Origin of the sequence: Bacteroides sp. AN502(2024), from assembly GCF_041227145.1 — a bacterium.
Lineage (GTDB): Bacteria > Bacteroidota > Bacteroidia > Bacteroidales > Bacteroidaceae > Bacteroides.
This window is the reverse complement of sequence record NZ_JBGFSP010000003.1, coordinates 2,562,636-2,580,680: the sequence shown is the minus strand read 5'-3', so window position 1 is coordinate 2,580,680 and position 18,045 is coordinate 2,562,636. Positions and strand designations below refer to the sequence as shown.

The following is an 18,045-nucleotide window of genomic DNA, read 5'->3' as shown; positions in this document are numbered from 1 at the left end:
TTCAAAAAATAGATAGCCAAGCCGCTATCGCGGCTAAATCCATATAACATACAATCTATCAGTAAATATTCAGATTTTTAATAGGTATTATGGCTCACCGGTAAAATCATGTGGTCTTCTTCTCTCCAATTCTTATCTTTGCCTTCAAAAAACTCTTATGACTAGTTACGATACTCTTTTAGTTCTTGCTCGCTTCATACTCCCAGCTGACCTGTTGGAGTGTTTTGATATTGTTAAAATAGAGAACACCGCTGAAATGTTAACCATTCATTTAGATGAGCAAAATCTTCCTCCCTTGTCCTCTAGGGTTCACTCTTTAGAGTCCAAAGGTTTTCTTCCTCCGGTTTATATTCGTGATTTTCCTATCCGTGACCGTAAGGTAAGCTTATGTGTACGGCGTCGTAAATGGCTCGACAAGGAAACCGGTTCTATCATCTGTAACACTTTTGAGCTTACCGCTCAGGGAACGCGACATTCAAAAGAATTCGCGTCTTTTTTAAAAGGATTGCTTGGAGAAATACCCGATTACGGCCCGCTCTCTTGAACGTTATTATCATATTGACGGTGATCAGTTTGAGCGGCAATATAAAGAGTATCTAAGTGACTACCGCATGTGGGATCAACTGTCCCATGCCGCAAACTGGCTGCTGTTTTCCGAGAACCTGGGACCGTACTTGAGTATTGATGAAACTTCCCTTTCTAATGGTGAGTTATATACTATAATCATCAACAGAGAGGCACACGGTGGTAAAGGTGCTATCGTGGCTATTGTCAAGGGTACCAAGGCTGACGATGTCATAGCTGTGCTAGAACAAATCCCTGAAGAAGCACTTCGGATGGTGCGGGAGGTCACTCTTGATTTGTCAGAAAGTATGCGCAAGATCGTTCGCAGATGTTTCACCTCGGCTATCCGTGTGATAGATCGCTTCCATATTCAAAAGCTGGCGTGTGATGCTGTACAGGAAATTAGAATCGGACACCGTTGGGAAGCTATACAAGAAGAGACTGATGTCAGGCAGGAAGCTAAAGGTCTGAAAAAGAAATATACCCCTTTTACCTTTGAGAATGGTGATACACGCAAGGAATTATTGGCAAGGAGCCGGTATCTGCTTTTCAAATCTGCTGAAAAATAGACTGAAGCACAGAAGCTCAGAGCTACAGTCTTATTCAGAGAATATCCGGATATTAAACGGGCATATTCACTTAGTCATTCTTTAAGAATGATTTTTAATAAACGATCAATAAAGGCAGGAGCAAGAACCAATTTAGCGAAGTGGTATCAAGAAGTAGAACAATCTGGATTTGACTCGTTTAACACAATAGCTGCTACATTATATGACAGAAGTGAGGAGATACTAAACTTCTATATCAATAGGGCATCAAATGCTGCTGCAGAATCATTTAATGCGAAAGTTAAACAGTTCAGAGCACAACTTAGAGGGGTTATAGATATACCCTTTTTCTTGTATAGACTAACTAAAATTTATGCATAAAACCACAGGATTTTATCAATGACCCCACAAGACTTTACCGGTGACCCAAAAAATATTCCTCAATACGAAGTGACCAAACACAGCAAGCCCCTTGACTCACTTTAGAATCAAGGGGCTTCTTCAAAAATGGCGGCTACCTACTCTCCCACTGTTACGCAGTACCATCGGCGTGACGAGGCTTAACTTCTCTGTTCGGAATGGGAAGAGGTGGAACCCTCGTGCTATAACCACCTGAATAAAGTCATGACATGATGAAAAGTAAAAATTCAGTTATTACAAGCTAAACGTATACAACCAACCGATACATCTCCGAAAGAAAGTCGACGGGCAATTAGTAATGCTCGGCTTTGATGTTACCACCTTTACACCTGCATCCTATCAACGTCATCGTCTTTGACGACCCTGAGAAATCTAATCTTGTGGCTGGCTTCGTACTTAGATGCTTTCAGCACTTATCCAATCCCGACTTAGATACCCGGCAATGCACCTGGCGGCACAACCGGTAAACCAGAGGTCAGTCCAACACGGTCCTCTCGTACTAGTGTCAGAGCCACGCAAATTTCATACGCCCACGATAGATAGAGACCGAACTGTCTCACGACGTTCTGAACCCAGCTCGCGTGCCACTTTAATGGGCGAACAGCCCAACCCTTGGGACCTTCTCCAGCCCCAGGATGTGACGAGCCGACATCGAGGTGCCAAACCCCTCCGTCGATATGAGCTCTTGGGAGGGATCAGCCTGTTATCCCCGGAGTACCTTTTATCCTTTGAGCGATGTCCCTTCCATACGGAAACACCGGATCACTATGCTCTAGTTTCCTACCTGATCGACTTGTAAGTCTCCCAGTCAAGCGCCCTTATGCCATTACACTCTGCGGACGGTTACCAATCGTCCTGAGGGCACCTTTAGAAGCCTCCGTTACGCTTTTGGAGGCGACCACCCCAGTCAAACTACCCACCAAACAGTGTCCTCCAGTAAAGGAGTTAGAACTCAAATAATCAAAGGGCCGTATTTCAACAGCGACTCCACAGATACTGGCGTATCCACTTCATTGTCTCCGGCCTATCCTACACATCAATTACCCAAATTCAATGTTAAGCTATAGTAAAGGTTCACGGGGTCTTTTCGTCCCATCGCGGGTAATCGGCATCTTCACCGATACTACAATTTCACTGAGCTCACGGTTGAGACAGTGTCCAGATCATTACACCATTCGTGCAGGTCGGAACTTACCCGACAAGGAATTTCGCTACCTTAGGACCGTTATAGTTACGGCCGCCGTTTACTGGGGCTTCAATTCAACGCTTCTCTTGCGATGACGTCTCCTCTTAACCTTCCAGCACCGGGCAGGTGTCAGGCTGTATACATGATCTTTCAATTTTGCACAGCCCTGTGTTTTTGTTAAACAGTTGCCTGGACCTATTCTCTGCGCCCAACTCACGTTGGGACCCTTTATCCCGAAGTTACAGGGTCAGTTTGCCTAGTTCCTTAACCGTGATTCACTCAAGCGCCTGAGTATATTCAACCCGACTACGTGTGTCCGTTTGCGGTACGGGTACCTTAGGGATTAAGTTTAGCGGATTTTCTCGGGAGTATGATTACACGCACTATTGGATTGTTCCGAGGAACGCTCCATACTATCAGGTTCGACTCTCTTTGTGGATTTGCCTGCAAAGATCAACATCTACACCCTTCAACGGACTATTCCGTCAGTCCGCGGCGTTGTCACGACTCCGTCTCCACGTCACTCCATAAGGTAGTACAGGAATATTAACCTGTTCTGCCATCGGCATCACCATTCGGCTGAGCCTTAGGACCCGACTAACCCTGATCCGATTAGCGTTGATCAGGAAACCTTAGTCTTGCGGCGAGGGGGTTTCCCACCCCCTTTATCGTTACTTATACCTACATTTGCGTTTCCACACGCTCCAGCAAGGCTCACGCCCCACCTTCGACGCTGAGTGGAATGCTCCCCTACCGATGTCAATTCAATACTGACATCCCATAGCTTCGGTAAATTGCTTTATGCCCGATTATTATCCACGCCAAACTCCTCGACTAGTGAGCTGTTACGCACTCTTTAAATGAATGGCTGCTTCCAAGCCAACATCCTAGCTGTCTTAGCAATCTGACTTCGTTAGTTCAACTTAGCAATTATTTCGGGACCTTAGCTGATGGTCCGGATTCTTCTCCTTTAGGACATGGACCTTAGCACCCATGCCCTCACTCCTGTGATCAAACTAATGCGCATTCGGAGTTTATCAAGACTTGATAGGCGGTGAAGCCCTCGCATCTTATCAGTCGCTCTACCTCACATTAGTAACCCACAAGGCTGCACCTAAATGCATTTCGGGGAGTACGAGCTATCTCCAAGTTTGATTAGCCTTTCACCCCCACCCTCAGCTCATCCGGAAGCTTTTCAACGCTTATCGGTTCGGTCCTCCAGTTAGTGTTACCTAACCTTCAACCTGGCCAAGGGTAGATCACTTGGTTTCGCGTCTACTCCTTCCGACTCGACGCCCTGTTAAGACTCGCTTTCGCTTCGGCTGCATGTCTCAAGACACTTAACCTCGCCGGAAAAAGTAACTCGTAGGTTCATTATGCAAAAGGCACGCCGTCACTGCATCAAGCAGCTCCGACCGCTTGTAGGCGCACGGTTTCAGGGACTATTTCACTCTTCTGTTCGAAGTGCTTTTCACCTTTCCCTCACGGTACTGGTTCGCTATCGGTCTCTCGGGAGTATTTAGCCTTGCCGGATGGTCCCGGCGGATTCACGCAAGATTTCCCGTGTCCCGCGCTACTCAGGATACCACTACGCTTCATTCGGCTTCGAATACCGGACTATCACCGTCTATGGTTTCATTTTCCAAAGAATTCTTCTCACCGAATCTCATGCGATATCGTGGTCCTACAACCCCGGTATTGCCGTAACAATACCGGTTTGGGCTGATCCCCGTTCGCTCGCCACTACTTGGGGAATCATTATTATTTTCTCTTCCTACAGGTACTAAGATGTTTCAGTTCCCTGCGTTTGCCTCCATCTGAAAATGGATGATGTTCCTTCAGAACACCGGGTTGTCCCATTCGGAAATCTCCGGATCAAGGGTTATTTGCACCTTCCCGAAGCTTATCGCAGCTTATCACGTCCTTCATCGCCTCCGAGAGCCAAGGCATCCGCCATGCGCCCTTATTTACTTTCTTTCAAACGTCTTGTCCGTGTAACGGTATTGACATTGGAATTGCTCCCTTTATCAATATTGCATACGCGGACACGTACGGTTTGATATATACTTTTAGCTCTTACTAAAATTTTACTTTTTGTACATCATGTCAAAGATCGTTTCTCATTGCTGAGACTGTGGAGAATAACGGATTCGAACCGTTGACCCTCTGCGTGCAAGGCAGATGCTCTAGCCAGCTGAGCTAATCCCCCAAGAAGTGATTCAAGAATCTATCTCAAGGCTCGCGCACATGGACATCTCTTGAGCTTGGTAGTCCCAGGCAGAGTTGAACTGCCGACCTCTACATTATCAGTGTAGCGCTCTAACCAACTGAGCTATAGGACTATGTTCTACGCATTATCGGCTGCTTTCGGCATAATCGATGCAAGCATCGCTTCTGCTATCTCTTGCTCGATAATCCAACCTTGTCTACCTGTATGTTAGACTCGGCTTCTGTTTTCTCTCGTGTTGATCTATATCTATACTTCTATAGATGGTTGATCCATATCATAAATAAACAAGTACCAGTAGTACAAAAAACAGAACCTTGAAAGGTATCCGGGTGGAGATGGACCTTACATATGATACATATCAAACATACGATAAGGACATCCGACCCCTACGGCATCACTCCAGAAAGGAGGTGTTCCAGCCGCACCTTCCGGTACGGCTACCTTGTTACGACTTAGCCCCAATTACCGGTTTTACCCTAGGACGCTCCTCGCGGTTACGTACTTCAGGTACCCCCGGCTTTCATGGCTTGACGGGCGGTGTGTACAAGGCCCGGGAACGTATTCACCGCGCCATGGCTGATGCGCGATTACTAGCGAATCCAGCTTCACGAAGTCGGGTTGCAGACTTCGATCCGAACTGAGAGAGGTTTTGAGGATTGGCATCCTGTCGCCAGGTAGCGGCCTTCTGTACCCCCCATTGTAACACGTGTGTAGCCCCGGACGTAAGGGCCGTGCTGATTTGACGTCATCCCCACCTTCCTCACATCTTACGACGGCAGTCTCTTCAGAGTCCTCAGCATCACCTGTTAGTAACTGAAGATAAGGGTTGCGCTCGTTATGGCACTTAAGCCGACACCTCACGGCACGAGCTGACGACAACCATGCAGCACCTTCACAAATGCCTTGCGGCGGACCAGTCTCCTGGTCATTCATTTGCAATTTAAGCCCGGGTAAGGTTCCTCGCGTATCATCGAATTAAACCACATGTTCCTCCGCTTGTGCGGGCCCCCGTCAATTCCTTTGAGTTTCACCGTTGCCGGCGTACTCCCCAGGTGGAATACTTAATGCTTTCGCTTGGCCGCTTACTGTATATCGCAAACAGCGAGTATTCATCGTTTACTGTGTGGACTACCAGGGTATCTAATCCTGTTTGATACCCACACTTTCGAGCATCAGTGTCAGTGACAGTCCAGTGAGCTGCCTGCGCAATCGGAGTTCTTCGTGATATCTAAGCATTTCACCGCTACACCACGAATTCCGCCCACCTCTACTGTACTCAAGACTGCCAGTTTCAACTGCAATTTTACGGTTGAGCCGCAAACTTTCACAACTGACTTAACAGTCCACCTACGCTCCCTTTAAACCCAATAAATCCGGATAACGCTCGGATCCTCCGTATTACCGCGGCTGCTGGCACGGAGTTAGCCGATCCTTATTCATACGGTACATGCAGAGTCCCACACGTGGGACCGGTTATTCCCGTATAAAAGAAGTTTACAACCCATAGGGCAGTCATCCTTCACGCTACTTGGCTGGTTCAGACTTCCGTCCATTGACCAATATTCCTCACTGCTGCCTCCCGTAGGAGTTTGGACCGTGTCTCAGTTCCAATGTGGGGGACCTTCCTCTCAGAACCCCTATCCATCGTCGTCTTGGTGGGCCGTTACCCCGCCAACTAACTAATGGAACGCATCCCCATCGATAACCGGATTCCTTTCACAGCATCCCCATGCGGGGATGATATGGCATCGGGTATTAATCTTTCTTTCGAAAGGCTATCCCCGAGTTAACGGAAGGTTGGATACGTGTTACTCACCCGTGCGCCGGTCGCCATCAAAGGTTTGCAAGCAAACCTTCATGATGCCCCTCGACTTGCATGTGTTAAGCCTGTAGCTAGCGTTCATCCTGAGCCAGGATCAAACTCTTCATTGTAAAAATATCATTCGAATATCCAATCAAGGATATCATATTGCTCTGTTCAGGACGCCGTAATTTCATTGACCTTTATTACAATACCTGTGCCTGTACATATATTCATATATATCAGACAAGTATTGACGGTTCTATTTCTTTACTTGTACTACTTGTATTGTTTATCAATATTTCAAAGAACTGACGTGTCAGAAACACGCGCTTTCTTTTAGAAAGCGGATGCAAAGATAAGGACTTTTATGTATTAACTCCAAACTTTTTTGAAAGTTTTTTGTCTTTATTTTAAAGGTGCCTTATGCGGCAAGCATCATGTCAAACCTGTCAGGCTGTCCTCCCTCGGAAAGCGGGTGCAAAAGTACAGACTTTTAATCTACAATCCAAATATATCCGACACTTTTTTCTGAACTTTTTTGCATATTTATACTAACACGCTGATTGACAACGATGTTGTAGAACATATTTTTTCTTCTTTGTGAAGCTGTCCGGTAAAGAATCGGAAGAAGAACGGAGCAATTTAGAAACAGGACAGGTAAAGTATAAAGCGGATTCACTCATGCTCAAGGGGAATTCACTCATACTCCGGCAAGGCGGCGTTTTAGAGAACGGAAAGCATAGCTTTAGAAACCGGAAAGCGTAGCTTTAGAAATCGGACCGGATTCTTTGTTTATAAAGGGCGGGGACAGTGGGGACACTTGTCCCGATTCACTCACACACGCGTGCGCGTATATTAGGTATAGAAGATGATCACACATGGGGGATGCCGCAAACATCAGAAATGCAAACGGGACATGACTTATCTGCAAAACCGAACCGATGAAGTAACGAACGGAATACCAACCGGGGACAAGGAGCAAAGGGGAGATATATAAATAAAAAGGGATAAATCTTGTTACGCGCGCACGTGTGTGTGCGTGTATGTGCGTGTGTGTGAGCGAATCGGAAAAAGTGTCCCCACTGTCCCCACCCTCCGGTTATTGCCCAAAGAGAATCACAGATTTAGCTTAAACTGGCAACAGTTAATACCCGCCTTGCCCAGCAAAGGACTCTTTTCTCCATTCATGCAACCTCAATGCCTCTGATAAACACTTCAGCTTGGGTGGAAAATAACCGGAATATTGTGTAGGACAGTATGAATGTATTCTTTAAATACCTGACTTCCACACTATCTTTTTCCAGTTTCCATGCTAAGGATAGCTGTGAGGAAAGGAAGGGAATTATTTAGTTAATGAACGAATACATTCCACTTCTTCTTCCGAATAAGGGGTTCCATCACTACGGAATATATCATGGAACCACAATGGAGGTTCAACAACATCAGGCAACAGAGTGTCCCACGCAAAGATCGTATTTGTTTTTCCGGCTACAAGTCCCCAGTTGATTGCGCCAATATTTTCTTTCTTCAACATTGGCATAATGTTTTGAAAAGTACTATTTTTGATACGTGCCATATATTCCGTACAAATCATCGGGCGACCGTATCGCTTCAATCAAACTCCGGCCGACAGAGGTTTCGACGGATCTACCATCCGTCCCCACATAAATATTTTCTGCAATAATGGCAAGCTTCTGTCCCCATATTTATATCCTCCCGAACCTCCGGGTTCATTATATAAGTCCCATAATACGATTCTCTTATCATCCTTAAAGGTAGTCAGGATATCTTTCACATAACTTTCCAATATTGGAAGAATCATAGCTGTATCACCTTTATAATATAGAACACCCGGATCACGTGCCCATCCCGAGTTGTGCACTCCCTGCTGTGGTTCCGGTTGTTTGCCAGCCTGATAAACAGGATTCCAGCAATCATCCAAGAAAACGAAGATGGTAAAGATATGATGCTTCTCGGCAATAGCAAGGTATTCATTGATACGTTTCTTAAAACCTTCCTTATCTGATAAACAAAGAGTGGTTTCAATGCAAGGTGAAGCCTATTTTGAAGTGGAATCCGACAAGGAACATCCTTTCATCGTACAAACAAAAGAACTGACTGTAGAAGCTACCGGCACAACCTTCAATGTGAACGCATATACTTCGGACAACGTAACAGCTGTGACATTAGTAAAAGGAAAGATAGCAGTAACTCTTGACAAGCAAAAAACAATCTCCCTTTCACCGGGAGAGAAAATTGACTATAATCCGAACACTTCTTTGTGTAATGTCAACAAGACCAATACTTATAAATGGTGCTCATGGAAAGATGGAATACTCATTTTTAGAGACGACCCGCTGGAATATGTATTCAAGCGTTTGGGACAGACATATAACGTAGAATTTATTCTGAAAGACAGCGAGTTAGGGAAGTACTCCTATAAAGCTACTTTTGAAGGTGAATCTTTAAATGAGATTTTACGCTTGCTTGAAATGAGTGCACCTATCCGCTGTAAAGAGGTCAGCAACCGCAACACTAATAATGAGAAGTTTGAAAAGCAACGTATAGAGGTGAGCAGAATTGTACCGGAATAAGTTTGTATTCATACAAACTTAATCGTATGGCTTCAAATTGATTTCATTGGGTAGTATTAAGTTGTATGACACCTGGGTGTCATACAACTTATTCTTGCAGCATTTTTTTTCTTACTACTGTAAGTTATGATCCCAACCACTATCAATTAAAGTCATCAGTCCCATAACAGTACGGAAATGAATTTATTACTTCATCTTGTATACCAGCGTCCCCCCTTTTACAATATCTTCATGTGAGATTGTTTTTTTCGTATATGGTTCGCCATTCAATGTAATACTATCTACATATTTATGTTCTTTCGACAAATTCTCCGCAATAATCGTGAAAGTCTTACCACTGCCCCAATGCAAAGTCATCTTCGGCAACTGTGGAGCACCGAATACATATTCCGCACTCACCGGATCTACCGGATAGAATCCCATCGCACTAAGCATATACCAAGCAGACATCTGCCCGCAATCATCGTTTCCACAAAGTCCGTCAGGTCTGTTTTTGTATTGAGTATCAAATATTTCGCGAACCAGTTCCTGTGTACGCTCCGGACGCCCGGCCAGTGCATATAAATAAGTTACATGATGACTTGGCTCATTGCCATGGGCATACTGCCCGATTAATCCGGTAACATCTGCTAAACTTTCACCTTCTAACTTAACTGTAAACAATGAGTCTAATTTATTCAAGAAAGCTTCTTCACCCCCCAACAACTGGATTAATCCCGCAACATCATGTTGTACATGCCAGGTATATTGCCACGCATTTCCTTCCGTATAATCTCCACCGACACTCTCTGAATGTCCTAGAGCACTTGGATTAAATGGGGTTTTCCAAGTTCCGTCAGCCTTACGCGGACGCATGAACTTCGTTTCCGGATCGAACAGGTTTTTATAATAATCTGCACGTTTCTCAAAATAAGCGGCATCTTCCTCTTTACCCATACGACGTGCCATATCTGCAGCTGCATAATCATCATATACTGACTCTAAAGTAGAAGATACAGATTCTGCTTTTATCAAGTCTGTCGGGAAATAACCATATTTTGTATAAACTTCCCAATCAGACTTCAACGGATGAGACACTGTCTGCGTCTCCTTTATTATATTGAAAGCACGTTCAGCATCAAAACCACGAAATCCCTTACGATAAGCTTCGGCAATAACTGATACACCGTGATTACCAATCATACAGAAATTCTCTTTCCCCCACAACCCCCAAATGGGCAAGAAGCCTTGCACTTCACCTTGTTCAATAAGGGAATTCACAAAACCATCCACACGTTCGGGAATCATTAAAGTATAAAACGGATGAGCGGCACGATAAGTATCCCACAAAGAGAACGTGGAATAGAAAATACCCGTTCCGGCTTTTACAATAGAATCGGCGGCATTGCGATACATTCCGTCTACGTCCGAAATCTGATTGGGTTGAATCAACGCATGATAGAAACAAGTGTAAAAAGTTGTTTTTTCATCATCCGTACCGTCTATTTCTATGCGGCTCAAATAGTTATTCCACTCATTATGGGCAGCAGTCTTCACTCCTTCAAAATCCCAAGCGGGAATTTCAGCCTCCAGATTCTTCTTAGCTCCATCTACACTGGTGGTAGAAAGAGCCACTTTCATCATCAGCTCGTCTCCCGGCTGCATATCGAAAGAGGCAATGATACGCTTGCCTTTTTCTGTCTCTCTCATCGGAAGATAAATCGAATCGACTACCGGACGGTTGAATTTCATCACAAAGAAATAATCCTGATTCACCCATACCGTATTATTGACATGTCCTGTCAGTGTCTGCGCATCCTCCCAATTTACTTCGCAACTATTGACCTGTGAATGATATTGCTCTTCTCTCCATGCAGGACCATGTTGCAGGTCGATCAATATAGAAGCAGAATCAGCTTTGTGATAAGTATAACGGTGGAGGGCAGCATGTATGGATGCTGTCAATTCCACTTTCACCTGTGGATCGGAAAGTTCCGCTGTGTAATATCCCGGAGTAGCCGCTTCTTTGTCTTTAGGGAAATGACTACGATAAGCATCCCATGCACGAACGCGTGTACCCGTGACCGGCATCACCAAAATATCGCCTAAGTCCATACACCCTGTTCCATTCAAATGTGTCTGTGTAAATCCCCAAACCAGAGAATCCTCATAAACATATTCAGAACAGTAGCGCCAACCGACTGCCCCCGTCACAGGGCTGGTTTGTATCATTCCGAAAGGACAACATGCACCGGGAAATGTATGACCATTATCAGCGGCACCGATAAAGGTATTAACGTATTGAGTATAATCCCTTGTATCCGCTTTTTCAATTGGAGTACAGGAAGAATAAAAAAATAAGCCTGCTGCCAGAGTTGCAGCCATAAAGGAGGGAATTCTTCTCATGGTAAATATAATAATGTTAGGTCAATGTCACATTACAGATGCTGATATTTATCTAATTTTTCACGATAGTAGCTTTCTACATCTTTCCAGTGGTAATAAGGAGCCACGTCTGTTCTCATCGGTAGTTTGGTTTCCTTTTCATTAAGTAATACTTTTACCAATATATCGTTACTGCCTTTTTTACGGAAAAAGACGAATTGTACGTTACTAGCCATCGGGAAAATATCATACGCTCTCCATTGTTCGGATAACTTTTCGACATCAGAGTAAGATTCTCCATAATGATTAAGCTCCAATAAAGCAACCAACGGCAACAGACAAGACTCATGACCAAATCTTAAAGTGGCCTGATTCTTACCTTCTTTCAAAGCAGCATCTGCCCTGTCCAAAATATTACGTAACAAATCGGCTTCTCGATAAGGCATCAGCCCATCCGTAACAGGAGAGCAAGCGTGTGTCAGATACCAATACAAGTTGTTACAACTCCATAAATCATAACACTCTTCATCTGTGAAAAGAGAATATAACTGCATATCCGTATCATGACTCTGCATATTACAAGCCAAATCAAAAAGACGTCTCATCAAACGTGCTTCATCAACATTGGCTTTTACATACGCTTCGTCTGTAAACAATGTTTTCATCAACCGTTCCGGACGCACATGGATAGCTTCAAAATCTTTCCGAACCTTTTTTACTTTATCGGAACCAGCTATTTTGCTCAACTTCTTAGCAGGAGGGTTCATGTAATACATATCATGGTAACTTGCATCATTCTTGATACGTAGATTAGGATTCATCGCTTGCAATTGAAGACATTCGGATGTCATGGATAATATACACCGGATGACAACTGTGGAACGGGCATCCACTTCTGTTCCATCAACAAATATCTGTGGGAAATTAGTATACATACGCTTTGCAATTCCTCTGTGTTGGCGCGCTCCCACCGAAGTCAGTTCACCCAGGCGGCCTTCCGCCATATCAGCCATGCGCAAAACAATATCCAGTGTATTTTTACCTGTTGAGGTTAGTTTGTTTAAAGAGTCGGCTTTTAATAAAGTCTGCTTGGGAAAACGATAATCATTCGGATCAATTAGAAACCGTGAACCATGACGCATATATGTGCTGATATAAAAAGGTTCGTACCCTTTAGGAGGAGCAGTCTGCTTAGCAGTAGGCGTAGGATATGCATAATAATTATTAGCGGACAAATACCGGTTTGCACGGATCTCTTCACGAGCAGTTTGTGCTTGTACCGTCCATACAAACAAGAGTAGTAAAAGAATCGATGTGAGTTTTTTCAGGATCATATTATTCAATGTATTAATAGCTATGCCACAAAATTAGAGAAATCTTCTCATTTAAAAAGATTTGAGACAGACAAATATACTTAAATTTTAAATGAAGGAAGTTCCTATTCATGCAGATTCACTGTGATAAAACAAAAATTCATACGACTTATAGAATAAATATCAACTCAATTATTTATCTTTGTTAGCTCAATAACAAGCTGGCGCAAAAAAACAATAAGTATAATGAAAGATTTCTTGAAATTTACACTTGCCACAGTGACAGGTATCATTTTGTCAAGTATTGTATTATTTATAATCAGCATGATAACATTGTTGGGCATCATGTCTGCTTCGGACACAGAAACAATCGTAAAAAAGAATTCTGTAATGATGCTCGACCTAAACGGAACGCTGGTTGAACGTACGCAAGAAGACCCGCTGGGTATTTTATCACAGTGGTTAGGTGACGGGGCTAACACGTACGGACTGGACGATATTCTCTCTTCCATCCAGAAGGCTAAAGAAAACGAACATATTAAAGGAATTTATTTGCAGGCAAATTCATTAAACACTTCTTATGCTTCTTTGCAAGAAATCCGCAACGCACTGCTCGACTTCAAAGAAAATGGGAAATTCGTTATTGCTTATGCCGATTCCTATACGCAGGGACTTTATTATCTTTCCAGCGCAGCCGATAAAGTGCTACTCAATCCCAAAGGAATGATTGAATGGCGGGGTATCGCCTCTGCTCCCCTATTCTACAAAGATCTGCTGCAAAAAATAGGAGTTGAGATGCAAGTGTTCAAGGTGGGAACTTACAAATCTGCCGTAGAGCCGTTTATCGCTACGGAAATGAGTCCTGCCAACCGCGAACAGGTTACCACTTTTATCACTTCTATCTGGGAACAGGTTACGGAAGGTGTATCTACTTCACGTAATATTTCTGTAGACTCACTGAATGTTTATGCCGATCGCATGCTCATGTTCTATCCGGCAGAAGAGAGTATAAAATGCGGATTGGCCGATACACTGATTTATCGCAATGATGTGCGCAATTATCTTAAGAGATGGGTAGAGATCGATGAAGATGACAATCTTCCTATAGTAGGATTGAGCGACATGATAAACGTAAAGAACAATGTGCCGAAAGACAGAAGCGGTAATATCCTGGCTGTTTATTATGCATCCGGTGAGATTACAGACTATCCGAGCTCTGCAACTTCCGAAAACGGAATTGTCGGTTCGAAAGTCATTCGTGACCTGCGCAAATTGAAAGATAATGATGATGTGAAAGCTGTTGTACTCCGTGTCAACTCTCCAGGTGGAAGTGCTTTCGCTTCTGAACAAATCTGGCATGCTGTGAAAGAGCTGAAAACAAAGAAACCGGTTATTGTTTCTATGGGTGATTATGCTGCTTCAGGAGGTTACTACATCTCTTGCGTTGCCGATACAATTGTTGCAGAGCCTACTACCCTGACCGGTTCCATTGGAATTTTTGGTATGATTCCTAATGTGAAAGGATTGACTGATAAAATCGGCTTAAGTTATGACGTAGTAAAGACAAATAAATATGCTGATTTCGGAAATATCATGCGCCCGTTTAACGAGGATGAGAAATCGTTGCTTCAAATGATGATAACTGAAGGATACGATACCTTTGTAACTCGTTGTGCCGAAGGACGTCACATGACGAAGGAAGCTATCGAAAAGATTGCCGAAGGTCGCGTATGGACTGGAGAAACTGCTAAGAAGTTGGGATTAGTAGACGAATTAGGAGGCATTGACAAGGCACTGGATATAGCTGTTGCAAAAGCCGGTATCGAGAATTACACCGTTGTGTCTTATCCTGAGAGACAAGATTTCCTGTCTTCCCTGCTTGAAACGAAACCGAAGAATTATATAGAATCACAATTACTGAAAAGTAAATTAGGAGAGTACTATCAGCAATTCGGTTTACTAAAAAATCTGCAAGAACAATCTATGATTCAGACACGTATTCCGTTCGAACTGAATATTAAATAAACCGTAATACATGGACGAACACTTTATCAAGATACATAAGTGGCTCTACCCTGTATCCTGGCTCTATGGAGCAGTGGTAATGATGAGAAATAAACTCTTTGACTGGGGAATTCTCCAATCAAAGAGTTTTGATATACCTATCATCAATGTGGGTAATCTCGCTGTAGGAGGGACAGGAAAAACTCCGCACACTGAATATCTGATAAAATTTCTTTGTAATCAATATAAGGTAGCTGTATTAAGCCGGGGATACAAACGGCACACGAAAGGTTATATACTGGCAGCTCCGGAAAGTACGGCAAGAAGCATTGGCGATGAACCTTACCAGATGCATCAAAAATTCCCGTCTATCGCAGTCGCTGTCGATGAAAAGCGTTGTCATGGCATAGAAAAGTTGCTTGCACTGCAAAAGCCATCAATAGAAGTTATCCTATTGGACGATGCTTTCCAACACCGATACGTCAAGCCGGGATTGAATATTCTGTTAACGGATTATCACCGGTTATTCTGTGATGACACCTTGCTCCCTGCCGGACGGCTTCGTGAACCAATTAGCGGCAAAAACCGGGCACAAATCGTTATTGTCACCAAATGCCCGCAAGACATCAAACCTATTGATTATAACATCATCACGAAACGACTGAACCTTTATCCATATCAACAGTTATTCTTCTCATCGTTCCGGTATGGCAACCTACAACCTGTGTTCCCTATTACATCTCCGGATACAAATGCCATTTCGGCAAACCATGAGATTGCTTTGTCCTCATTGGCAAACACTGATGTATTATTGATGACGGGAATCGCCTCACCTACCCCTATTCTCGAGAGACTGGAAGGGTGTACCCAACAAATAGATTTACTATCGTTTGACGATCACCACCATTTCACTCATCGGGATATACAGCTTATCAAAGAACGGTTTCATAAACTGAAAGGAGAACACCGGTTGATTATTACCACTGAGAAAGATGCAACACGCCTGATTAACCATCCGGCTTTGGACAAGGATTTGAAACCATTTATCTATGCCTTGCCTATTGAAATTGAAATATTACAGAATCAACAAGATAAATTTAACCAACATATTATTGACTATGTTAGAAAAAATACAAGAAACCGCAGCTTATCTGAGAGGTAAGATGCATACCTGTCCGGAAACTGCTATTATACTAGGCACCGGACTTGGCAGTTTGGCAAACGAAATTACCGAGAAGTATGAAATAAAGTATTCGGATATCCCCCACTTCCCGATATCTACCGTCGAAGGTCACAGCGGTAAGCTGATTTTCGGCAAACTAGGCAATAAGGATATCATGGCTATGCAAGGACGCTTCCACTATTACGAGGGCTATTCCATGAAAGAAGTAACTTTCCCTGTACGTGTCATGCGTGAATTAGGTATCAAAACTTTGTTTGTATCCAATGCCAGTGGCGGTACCAATGCGGATTTCGAAATCGGTGACCTGATGATCATCACCGACCATATCAACTATTTCCCCGAACACCCGCTTCGCGGAAAGAATATCCCTTACGGACCTCGCTTCCCGGATATGAGCGAAGCATACAGCAAGGAACTGATCCGTAAAGCTGACGAAATTGCCAAAGAAAAAGGGATCAAAGTACAGCACGGAGTGTATATTGGTACCCAAGGTCCTACTTTCGAAACTCCTGCCGAATACAAACTATTCCATATCCTTGGTGCTGATGCGGTTGGCATGTCTACCGTTCCGGAAGTTATCGTAGCCAACCATTGTGGTATCAAAGTCTTCGGTATTTCCGTCATTACCGACTTGGGAGTAGAAGGAAAAATCGTAGAAGTAACGCACGAAGAGGTTCAGAAAGCTGCTGATGCCGCTCAACCGAAAATGACCACAATCATGCGCGAACTTATCAACCGTGCCTAAACAATCATCCCGATTTATGAGAACAGAAATAGCATCGCTCGGTGAGTTTGGTCTGATTGACCGCCTCACCGAAGGAATCGAACTAGAAAATGAATCCAGCAAATATGGGGTGGGCGACGATGCCGCCGTTCTCTCCTACCCTTCAGAAAAGCAAGTATTGGTAACAACCGACCTGCTTATGGAAGGTGTGCATTTTGACCTGACTTATGTTCCTTTGAAACATTTGGGATATAAATCAGCAGTAGTTAATTTCTCTGATATTTATGCCATGAACGGCACTCCCCGGCAGATTACGGTATCTCTGGGTCTTTCCAAGCGTTTCAGTGTGGAAGATATGGATGAACTTTATTCCGGTATCCGTCTGGCTTGCCAGCAATACCATGTCGACATTGTGGGAGGTGATACCACTTCTTCTCTGACAGGCCTCACTATCAGTATCACCTGTATTGGCGATGTCGACAAGGATAAAGTAGTTTACCGTAATGGAGCCAAAGACACCGACCTGATCTGCGTCAGCGGTGATTTGGGAGCAGCCTATATGGGGCTACAACTTTTGGAACGCGAAAAGGTAGTATTGCAAGGTGATAAAGATATCCAACCGGATTTCTCCGGCAAAGAATATTTATTAGAACGCCAATTGAAACCGGAAGCGCGCAAAGATATCATTGAGAAACTGGCAGCCGCCCAGATTGTCCCCACTTCTATGATGGACATTTCTGACGGTCTGTCATCAGAGCTGATGCATATATGTAAACAAAGCAATGCCGGTTGCCGCATCTACGAAGAGCATATCCCGATTGATTATCAGACAGCTGTGATGGCTGAAGAGTTTAACATGAATCTTACCACCTGTGCCTTAAACGGCGGAGAAGATTACGAACTCCTCTTTACCGTTTCCATCGCCGAGCATGAGAAAGTATCACAAATGGACGGAGTCCGTCTCATTGGACATATAACCAAGCCCGAACTTGGCTGTGCATTGATTACTCGTGATGGCCAAGAATTCGAATTAAAAGCACAGGGATGGAATCCATTAAAGGAAAATAAGCAATAGATTTCATTACATACCTGAAATATTTTATCTTATACA

7 protein-coding genes, 2 tRNA genes, 3 rRNA genes and 3 pseudogenes are annotated in these 18,045 nt (G+C 43.8%); 7 read left to right on the top strand and 8 right to left on the bottom strand.

All coding sequences use genetic code 11. From position 1 onward, the window contains the following. Positions 1 to 157: 157 nt before the first annotated feature. Positions 158 to 544 carry a hypothetical protein gene (locus AB9N12_RS09925; protein ID WP_369888972.1) on the top strand — a complete coding sequence of 129 codons (387 nt, stop codon included), beginning with the start codon at positions 158 to 160 and terminating at the stop codon, positions 542 to 544. Next, positions 510 to 1,493 (top strand): annotated as a pseudogene (locus AB9N12_RS09920) (transposase). The gene AB9N12_RS09925 and the pseudogene AB9N12_RS09920 overlap by 35 nt, the downstream one beginning before the upstream one ends. A gap of 124 nt (positions 1,494 to 1,617) precedes the next feature. Here AB9N12_RS09920 and rrf read toward each other — a convergent pair. The 6 genes and pseudogenes from rrf to AB9N12_RS09890 all read right to left on the bottom strand — a co-directional run. After that, positions 1,618 to 1,728 (bottom strand): 5S ribosomal RNA (rrf, locus tag AB9N12_RS09915). A gap of 76 nt (positions 1,729 to 1,804) precedes the next feature. Next, positions 1,805 to 4,695 (bottom strand): 23S ribosomal RNA (locus tag AB9N12_RS09910). 158 nt (positions 4,696 to 4,853) lie between these two features. After that, positions 4,854 to 4,927 (bottom strand) — tRNA-Ala (locus tag AB9N12_RS09905). Between the two features lie 56 nt (positions 4,928 to 4,983). After that, positions 4,984 to 5,060, bottom strand: a tRNA-Ile gene (locus AB9N12_RS09900). Between the two features lie 291 nt (positions 5,061 to 5,351). Continuing rightward, positions 5,352 to 6,880 (bottom strand): 16S ribosomal RNA (locus AB9N12_RS09895). The 16S, 23S and 5S rRNA genes sit together here with 2 tRNA genes alongside, the layout of an rRNA operon. 1,214 nt (positions 6,881 to 8,094) lie before the next feature. Beyond that, positions 8,095 to 8,778: pseudogene (locus AB9N12_RS09890) on the bottom strand (1,4-beta-xylanase); the annotation flags it as partial. Between AB9N12_RS09890 and AB9N12_RS09885 the strand changes: the two are divergent. Beyond that, a pseudogene (locus AB9N12_RS09885) lies at positions 8,774 to 9,346 on the top strand (FecR family protein); the annotation flags it as partial. The pseudogenes AB9N12_RS09890 and AB9N12_RS09885 sit on opposite strands and share 5 nt — an antisense overlap. Before the next feature lie 186 nt (positions 9,347 to 9,532). Here the strand turns inward: AB9N12_RS09885 and AB9N12_RS09880 are convergent. After that, a complete protein-coding gene (locus AB9N12_RS09880) occupies positions 9,533 to 11,731 on the bottom strand; it encodes a GH92 family glycosyl hydrolase (RefSeq protein ID WP_369891774.1) in 2,199 nt (732 codons plus the stop codon). 32 nt (positions 11,732 to 11,763) lie between these two features. After that, positions 11,764 to 13,038, bottom strand: a complete 1,275-nt coding sequence (locus tag AB9N12_RS09875) for a histidine-type phosphatase (protein ID WP_369892855.1) — start codon at positions 13,036 to 13,038, stop codon at positions 11,764 to 11,766. Between the two features lie 231 nt (positions 13,039 to 13,269). On the opposite strand from AB9N12_RS09875, the gene sppA reads away from it, so the two are divergent. From sppA to thiL, 4 genes are read left to right on the top strand one after another with little or no spacing between them, the layout of a single operon-like run. Then, a complete protein-coding gene (gene sppA / locus AB9N12_RS09870) occupies positions 13,270 to 15,048 on the top strand; it encodes a signal peptide peptidase SppA (protein ID WP_369891772.1) in 1,779 nt (592 codons plus the stop codon). 10 nt (positions 15,049 to 15,058) lie between these two features. After that, positions 15,059 to 16,189, top strand: a complete 1,131-nt coding sequence (lpxK, locus tag AB9N12_RS09865) for a tetraacyldisaccharide 4'-kinase (RefSeq protein WP_369891771.1) — start codon at positions 15,059 to 15,061, stop codon at positions 16,187 to 16,189. Continuing rightward, entirely contained in the window at positions 16,146 to 16,955 is an 810-nt protein-coding gene (locus AB9N12_RS09860) for a purine-nucleoside phosphorylase (protein WP_369891769.1), read from the top strand. The genes lpxK and AB9N12_RS09860 overlap by 44 nt, the downstream gene beginning before the upstream one ends. A 16-nt stretch (positions 16,956 to 16,971) precedes the next feature. After that, the gene (gene thiL, locus AB9N12_RS09855) at positions 16,972 to 18,009 is read left to right on the top strand and encodes a thiamine-phosphate kinase (protein WP_369891767.1); all 1,038 of its coding nucleotides are present in this window, start codon (positions 16,972 to 16,974) and stop codon (positions 18,007 to 18,009) included. Positions 18,010 to 18,045: the final 36 nt, after the last annotated feature.